The sequence below is a fragment of the Pantoea sp. Ft-CA_14 genome, from assembly GCF_024520875.1.
GTDB classification, from domain to species: domain Bacteria; phylum Pseudomonadota; class Gammaproteobacteria; order Enterobacterales; family Enterobacteriaceae; genus Pantoea; species Pantoea agglomerans.
Genome location: NZ_JALNPM010000020.1, coordinates 43,203 through 50,024 on the forward strand (window position 1 = coordinate 43,203; position 6,822 = coordinate 50,024).

Sequence of the window (6,822 nt, forward strand, 5' to 3'; positions counted from 1 at the left end):
TTCGCTGGCGGCCGCAGGCGCGTTACAGATCGTCCAGAATCGCCAGCGCATCGGCCAGCTTCTTCGCGCTGAAAACCTGCATCCCGGCAATCGGTTTTTTCGGTGCATTCCCTGCCGGCACAATGGCGCGTTTGAAGCCATGCTTCGCCGCTTCAGCGATGCGCTCCTGACCGCTGGGCACCGGACGGATTTCGCCCGCCAGTCCCACTTCGCCGAAGATTACCAGATCCTGCGGCAACGGACGATCGCGCAGGCTCGACACCATCGACAGCATCAGCGCCAGGTCAGCACTGGTTTCAGTGACTTTGACGCCGCCGACCACGTTAACGAACACATCCTGATCCGCCATCTGCAATCCGCCGTGACGGTGCAATACTGCCAGCAGAATCGCCAGGCGGTTCTGCTCCAGACCCACTGCCACGCGGCGTGGATTGCCCATCATGGAGTGATCGACCAGCGCCTGAATCTCCACCAGCAGCGGTCGCGTTCCCTCCCACAGCACCATCACCGAACTGCCCGAGGTGATCTCTTCGCCGCGCGACAGGAAAATAGCTGACGGGTTGCTGACTTCACGCATGCCCTGCTCGGTCATGGCAAACACACCCAGTTCATTAACCGCGCCGAAGCGGTTTTTATGACTGCGCAGGGTGCGGAAGCGGGAATCGGCATCGCCATCCAGCAGCACCGAACAGTCGATACAGTGTTCCAGCACTTTCGGTCCGGCCAGGGAACCATCTTTGGTGACGTGACCAACCATGATGATCGCCACACCGCGCGTCTTGGCGAAGCGCGTCAGGTAAGCGGCGGTTTCACGCACCTGGGCGACGCTGCCGGGCGAGGACTGGATCTCCGCCATGTGCATCACCTGGATCGAGTCGATCACCATCAGTTGCGGCTGCTCCTGTTCGGCGATCAGGCAGATCTGCTCAATGCTGGTTTCCGACAGCATATTCACATTTTCGGTGGGTAATCCCAGACGATGGGCGCGCATCGCCACCTGCTGCAGTGACTCTTCACCGGTGACATACAGGGTTTTCATCCCCTCTGACAACCGGCACATCACCTGCAGCAGCAGCGTGGATTTGCCTGCGCCGGGGCTGCCGCCAATCAGAATGGCGCTGCCCGGCACCACCCCGCCGCCCAGCACCCGGTCAAACTCTTTGAAGCTGGTCGAGAAGCGCGGTAACGCCTCCAGGCTGATTTCAGAGAGCTTCTGCACCCGGCTGGTTCCGGCGCTGCCGGCATAGCCACTCAGGCGCTCGTTACGCGCAGCCGCGGGCGAGGCGGCAATGCGCACCTCGGTGATGGTGTTCCAGGCGTGACAGGCGCTGCACTGCCCCTGCCAGCGTGGGTAATCTGCGCCACATTCGTTACAGACAAATGCGCGTTTTGCCGCTTTGGCCAAATCAATACCTCAGTTAACGCTCTTCGTGGATCAGGCTGCCGGTGAGGATGCAGAACACCCCCATTAAATCGGCATGGCGAATGGTGACCGCAGTCTGCTCATTCACCTTAGGTTTAGCATGGAACGCAATGCCCAGTGCTGAGGCTTTGATCATCAGCAGGTCATTGGCACCATCGCCGATCGCCACCGTCTGTTCCGGCGCGATGTCAAAACGCTGCGCCAGCTTCTTCAGGGTATCGGCTTTGTATTGTGCATCGACAATTGGTCCCAGCACGTTGCCGGTCAGTTTGCCGTCGCGAATTTCGAGTTCATTAGCCACCACCGCCGACAGATGCAGCTTGTCGCGCAGGTATTCGGCGTAGTAGGTAAAGCCGCCAGACGCGATGGCAACCTGCCAGCCCAGCGCCTGCAGCTTCTGCGTCAGCGTCGTTAAGCCCGGCATCAGCGGCAGAACATCACGTACCTGTTTCAGAATATTGGCGTCTGCCCCCTGCAGCGTAGCCACGCGCTGACGCAGGCTGGCGGTGAAGTCGAGTTCGCCGCGCATCGCACGTTCCGTGACTTCCGCCACCTGCTCGCCACAGCCCGCCAGTTTTGCAATCTCATCGATGCACTCGATCTGAATCGCGGTGGAGTCCATATCCATCACCAGCAGGCCTGGCGTTTTGAGATGCGGGATTCTGCCCAGCGGCGCGACATCCAGGCCAGCGTCGTGCGCCAGCTTGCTGGCAAACGGCGTCAGCGATCCCGCCAGGCGAATCACCTGATACTCATCGACGTTCCAGGCGCTGACGATCACCATGGCGGCACCCAGCTGGTGCTGGTAATCGGTCAGCCGCTGCTTATCCAGCCCGCGGCCATACAGCAGCCAGCCGGTACGGCCAGCGCGATAATCCAGCGGCATCACTTCATCACCGCTAAGAGAAAGGGGCAAACCCGGCCAGAGGGAGACATCGGCGGGAAGATCGCACCAGGTTAAACGATTTGGCATCAGAGCTCCTGTAGGGACAACAAAACCACGCAAGAGGCTACCTTGTCTGCGCCGCTTCTGGCAACATAATCTCCAGGCTTTCTGTTGTGATATGACCCGGATGATTAATGGCTAAAACCGCACTGAAATTTCGCTTACATCGTACCGTGATCGTTCTCATCTCGATGGCGCTGCTGGTCGTGCTGATGCAGGGCGCATCCTGGTTCAGCCTCGGCCATCAGGCGGCACGTTCTGAACAGGTCGAGGAGCTGGCACATACGCTGACCAGCCAGGTGGCGTTCAGCCTTAAGCCGTTGATGGACAACAGTGAAAATAACCGGACTCAGATAGAAGCCATTCTTAATCAGATGACGGCTAACAGCCGTATTCTGGATGCATCGGTCTATGACGGCGACGGCAGCCTGGTGGCGCACAGCGGTGAAAACATCAATGTACGCGATCGGCTGGCGCTCGACGGCCAGCGCGCAGGCAGCTATTTCAACCATCAGATTGTGCAGCCGCTGGCCGGAAACGAGGGTCCGTTGGGCTTTTTGCGCGTGACGCTGGATACCCACGTGCTCGTCACCGACTCACATCAGGTCGATAACACCACCAATATTCTGCGTCTGATGATGCTGCTGGCGCTGGCTATCGGCATTATTCTCTCACGCACCCTGCTGCGCCACCGCCGCACCCGCTGGCAGCAGTCACCGTTCCTGCTCACCGCCAGCACCCCGGTGAAAGAGGATCGGGATGAGGACGACGAGAAGAAAGAGTAACGCTCCGGCTGCGGTAAAGATAAAACAAGAAAGGCCCGCACAGCGGTAATGCTGGTCAGTTAAGATTAGATTTGTAAAGGCTGTCACGGTCAGACGTGGCAGCTTTTTTTATGGGCGAGCGAGCCTCAGTGCGGGCCAGCGCACCTCTGCTGCTGCCGGGCCGTCCTCGCGCCGCTCACGCGGTACCTTCGGCTTTGACGTCGTGCCGACGAACCGTTCGGGGATCGGCCCTCCCTGGCCGGCCCCGACCTGTCCACGCTTCCCGGCGTGGACTTCTGGCCCGCCGTCACGCCTCAGCGCTGCGGATAGCCCTTTCAGCAGCAGAGGCGCTCAGGCCTCCACTCTCGTGCCCTTTTTAACAATTCACACTGAAGTTTCAGAGCAGGCCGGGGCCGGGCAGGGGCAGGCAATCCGCAGCGCTGAACAGAATGAGTCTGCCAGGAGAGCCCGCAGGACGCGGGCGAAAGGCGGGGCGGCACAGGATGTGCCATCCCCGGCGGTCCGTCAGGCAGAGGAATGAAGTGAAGGAACCGCGCAGCGGCGCGAGGACCGCCAGCCCCTGCCCGGCACCAGACTGCGTTATCACCTGTCGCTTAACTGACTGACATTACCGCTGTGCGGGCCTTTTTTATGGGAAAGATGCTGATTTGCGAGGCGTCTTGCGTTAGCCGATGAGCAGCGCTTCCAGCTCGCCCAGTGATTTGACCTGCCAGGTGGGCTTAATATGTTCCGGCAATGGCCGGGTGCCATGATCGAGCCAGCAGGTTTTAATACCGGCATTCATGCCGCCCAGAATGTCTGACTCTGGCGTATCACCCACCATCAGCACCCGCTCACGATCCGGGTTGCCCATCAGATTCAGTGCGTAATCAAAAATCTCTGGCGCCGGTTTTGGCTGGCCGACCTGCTCGGAGATTACCAGCGCCGAGAAGTAATCACGGAAACCGGTGCGCTCCAGACGCGTCTGCTGCAGCGCAGTAAAACCGTTGGTGATGATGCCCATTTTCACCCGGCCATGCAGCTGATTCATCAGGCTGACCGCGCCCGGCAGCGGCGTGCAGATCTCTCCCATTGCGCTGAGGAAGCCGCTGTTGAGGATCTCCGGCGCAACGCTGAGCTTTTCGCTCCAGTGGTTGAAACGCTGAGTCTGCAGCTGTAACGCGGAGATAGCACCGTTCTGATAATCGACCCACAGCGGCTTGTTTATCGCCTGATAATCGCTGTAATCCTGGTCGGTGAACTGCACGTCATAACCGGCGAACAGGCGCTGCAAACCGGCATAGGCGTCGAAATGAAAAAGGGTATCGTCGGCATCAAACAGGATGCAATCCCAGTTATCAATCATTAAAGCTCCTTAACACCGCTACGGCGTCAGTGCCATGAGAATGGCATCTTCACGGCCGCTGGCGGTGGGATAATAGTTGGGGCGACGACTGACCTGATTGAATCCAAGCTGCTCATAGAGCGCGATGGCGGGCAGGTTCGAGGCGCGCACTTCCAGCCACAGCGTCAGTACGTCGCGTTTGATCAACTCATCGATCAGATGCTGCAACAGCTGGCGGCCCAATCCCCGGCGCTGAAAAGCGGGATCGACCGCGATGTTAAACAGCGAGGCTTCGTCCAGTACCACCTGCGTAATCGCAAAGGCGGCCATTTGGCCGTCAACGTCGAGACGTAAATTGATAAAGCGCTCGCCCTGATTGCTGGCAAACGTCTTTTCACTCCAGGGAAACGCGTGGCTACGACACTCAATGGCGAAGGCCTGCGCCAGATCGTCAGGGGTGAGTAAAGAGATGGCTGTCATGGTTACACATCTGTTGCCAGAGCGCGCGTTTGGCGACGCCGCTGCTGATCAGTTCATTGAAAGAGGCGCTGGTTAATGCCACGCCATTGAAAGTCTGTTCGCTCTCTACGCCGAGCAGCCAGCCCGCGCAGTTCAGCGTCTCCGGCAGCATTTGCAGCTGATCCGGTGTCACGGTCATTACCTGAGCGGGTTGCAGATTGAGGGCATGCAGCACATCGCGCATCAGCGGTTCATGCAGGCCGGGTGGTGCGTCAGCGACAATAATCAACTGCGTGTCCGGTGCCAGCGTGACGGCAATTTCGCCCTGAAGCACGCGCGGGCGGCGCAGTTGGTACTGCGTAATTCCCATTTGCTGTAAAAGCCAGTCGCGCCTGGACGTCATGGTGTTACCTGTTCTGCTGCCTGAATGCGACGCTATGCTAGCAAACCCATCGAACATGCGCCAACAAACCACTATAATCCCCGCTCAGATCTTACAGGAGCCCTACATGTCTGCTTTTACCCCGGCCAGCGAAGTCATTCTGCGCCACAGTGATGAATTTACCGCCCGCCATGTTTTATTTGCTGGCGATCTGCAGGATGACCTGCCCGCTCAGCTGGAAACCGCCTCATCGCGCGTTCACACCCAGCAATATCATCACTGGCAAAACCTGAGCCGCCGTATGGGCGAGCAGGCGCGTTACGGAATGGTTGCTCAGGCCGAAGATGTGCAGGGCTGCGATACCCTGGTCTACTTCTGGACCAAGAATAAGCCGGAAGTGCAGTTCCAGCTGCAGAACCTGCTGTCGCTGCTGCCGGTGGGCTGCGACGTGTTCGTGGTCGGTGAAAACCGCAGCGGCGTGCGCAGCGCCGAAGGCATGATGGAGTCATGGGTGAAGCTGGAGAAGATCGACAGCGCGCGTCGCTGTGGTCTCTACCACGGTCGCCTCGACAAACAGCCTGAATTCGATGCCAGCACCTTTGGTCACCAGTATCAGCTCGATGGTCTGACGATTCATACCCTGCCTGGCGTCTTCAGCCGTGACGGTCTGGATAGCGGCAGCGCCCTGCTGCTGTCGACCTTTACCCCACACACCAAAGGTAAAGTGCTGGATATGGGCTGTGGCGCGGGCGTGATTGCCGCCTCGCTGCCTGCCCGTTCGCCTAAAGTGCGTCTGTGGCTGTGTGACGTGCATGCAGCGGCGATTGAAGCAAGTAAAGCGACGCTGGCCGCCAATGGCATCGAGGGCGAAGTCTTCGCCAGCAACGTCTTCTCTGACGTGACCGGTCGTTTCGACATGATTATCTCTAATCCGCCCTTCCATGAAGGCACTCAGACCAGCCTCGACGCCGCACAGGCGCTGATTCGTGGTGCGGTGAAGCACCTGAATACCGGCGGCGAGCTGCGTATCGTTGCTAACACCTTCCTGCCCTATCCGCAGGCGCTGGATGAAGCCTTCGGCAGTCACGAAGTCATCGCGCAAACCGGGCGCTTTAAAGTTTACCGTGCCGTCTATGGTCGCGGTGCCAAAACGCGCTAAGGGTTTTTCCTGCTGTTAACTGCTTTGCCGGGCTGAAAACGTTGCTTTTTACAGCGATCGTTTCAGCCCGACGAAATAGTTGTTGACGCAAAGAGTAAAATCTCTAGAATGCGCCTCCGTGGTTGTAACATTCTCAAGGTGTTACGGGTATGCGAAGGTGGCGGAATTGGTAGACGCGCTAGCTTCAGGTGTTAGTGTCCTAACGGACGTGAGGGTTCAAGTCCCTCTCTTCGCACCAAAATCACAAGTTTCATATCGCGAGCACTGCGCGAAGGTGGCGGAATTGGTAGACGCGCTAGCTTCAGGTGTTAGTGTCTTAACGGACGTGAGGGTTCAAGTCCCTC

Annotated in this window: 7 protein-coding genes and 1 tRNA gene; 3 read left to right on the forward strand and 5 right to left on the reverse strand. The window is 58.7% G+C overall.

Annotated features, from left to right (window positions below):
• Positions 1-22 precede the first annotated feature (22 nt).
• Both radA and serB read right to left on the reverse strand, forming a co-directional pair.
• Positions 23-1,405 carry a DNA repair protein RadA gene (gene radA / locus NR195_RS22025; protein WP_010253610.1) on the reverse strand — a complete coding sequence of 461 codons (1,383 nt, stop codon included), beginning with the start codon at positions 1,403-1,405 and terminating at the stop codon, positions 23-25.
• 13 nt (positions 1,406-1,418) lie between these two features.
• Positions 1,419-2,396, reverse strand: coding sequence for a phosphoserine phosphatase (gene serB / locus NR195_RS22030; protein ID WP_256844916.1), 978 nt, complete (start codon positions 2,394-2,396; stop codon positions 1,419-1,421).
• A 107-nt stretch (positions 2,397-2,503) separates the two neighbouring features.
• On the opposite strand from serB, the gene NR195_RS22035 reads away from it, so the two are divergent.
• Positions 2,504-3,154 carry a YtjB family periplasmic protein gene (locus NR195_RS22035; RefSeq protein ID WP_010253606.1) on the forward strand — a complete coding sequence of 217 codons (651 nt, stop codon included), beginning with the start codon at positions 2,504-2,506 and terminating at the stop codon, positions 3,152-3,154.
• Positions 3,155-3,818: 664 nt separating this feature from the next.
• Here NR195_RS22035 and yjjG read toward each other — a convergent pair.
• The 3 genes from yjjG to NR195_RS22050 are packed head-to-tail and all read right to left on the reverse strand — an operon-like array spanning position 3,819 to position 5,340.
• Entirely contained in the window at positions 3,819-4,499 is a 681-nt protein-coding gene (gene yjjG, locus NR195_RS22040) for a pyrimidine 5'-nucleotidase (RefSeq protein ID WP_010671712.1), read from the reverse strand.
• Positions 4,500-4,517: 18 nt separating this feature from the next.
• Entirely contained in the window at positions 4,518-4,958 is a 441-nt protein-coding gene (gene rimI, locus NR195_RS22045) for a ribosomal protein S18-alanine N-acetyltransferase (protein WP_010671713.1), read from the reverse strand.
• Complete coding sequence (locus NR195_RS22050; RefSeq protein ID WP_022625367.1) at positions 4,930-5,340, reverse strand: DNA polymerase III subunit psi; 411 nt, start codon at positions 5,338-5,340, stop codon at positions 4,930-4,932. The genes rimI and NR195_RS22050 overlap by 29 nt, the downstream gene beginning before the upstream one ends.
• Positions 5,341-5,446: 106 nt before the next feature.
• On the opposite strand from NR195_RS22050, the gene rsmC reads away from it, so the two are divergent.
• Both rsmC and NR195_RS22060 read left to right on the forward strand, forming a co-directional pair.
• Positions 5,447-6,478, forward strand: coding sequence for a 16S rRNA (guanine(1207)-N(2))-methyltransferase RsmC (rsmC, locus tag NR195_RS22055; protein ID WP_010253598.1), 1,032 nt, complete (start codon positions 5,447-5,449; stop codon positions 6,476-6,478).
• Positions 6,479-6,629: 151 nt separating this feature from the next.
• Positions 6,630-6,716 (forward strand) — tRNA-Leu (locus NR195_RS22060).
• Positions 6,717-6,822 lie beyond the last annotated feature (106 nt).

Coding starts and splice junctions, on each gene's coding strand:
- serB (WP_256844916.1), bottom strand. CDS start 2,396: ATGCCAAATCGTTTAACCTGGTGCGATCTTCCCGCCGATGTCTCCCTC.
- NR195_RS22035 (WP_010253606.1), top strand. CDS start 2,504: ATGGCTAAAACCGCACTGAAATTTCGCTTACATCGTACCGTGATCGTT.
- yjjG (WP_010671712.1), bottom strand. CDS start 4,499: ATGATTGATAACTGGGATTGCATCCTGTTTGATGCCGACGATACCCTT.
- rimI (WP_010671713.1), bottom strand. CDS start 4,958: ATGACAGCCATCTCTTTACTCACCCCTGACGATCTGGCGCAGGCCTTC.
- NR195_RS22050 (WP_022625367.1), bottom strand. CDS start 5,340: ATGACGTCCAGGCGCGACTGGCTTTTACAGCAAATGGGAATTACGCAG.
- rsmC (WP_010253598.1), top strand. CDS start 5,447: ATGTCTGCTTTTACCCCGGCCAGCGAAGTCATTCTGCGCCACAGTGAT.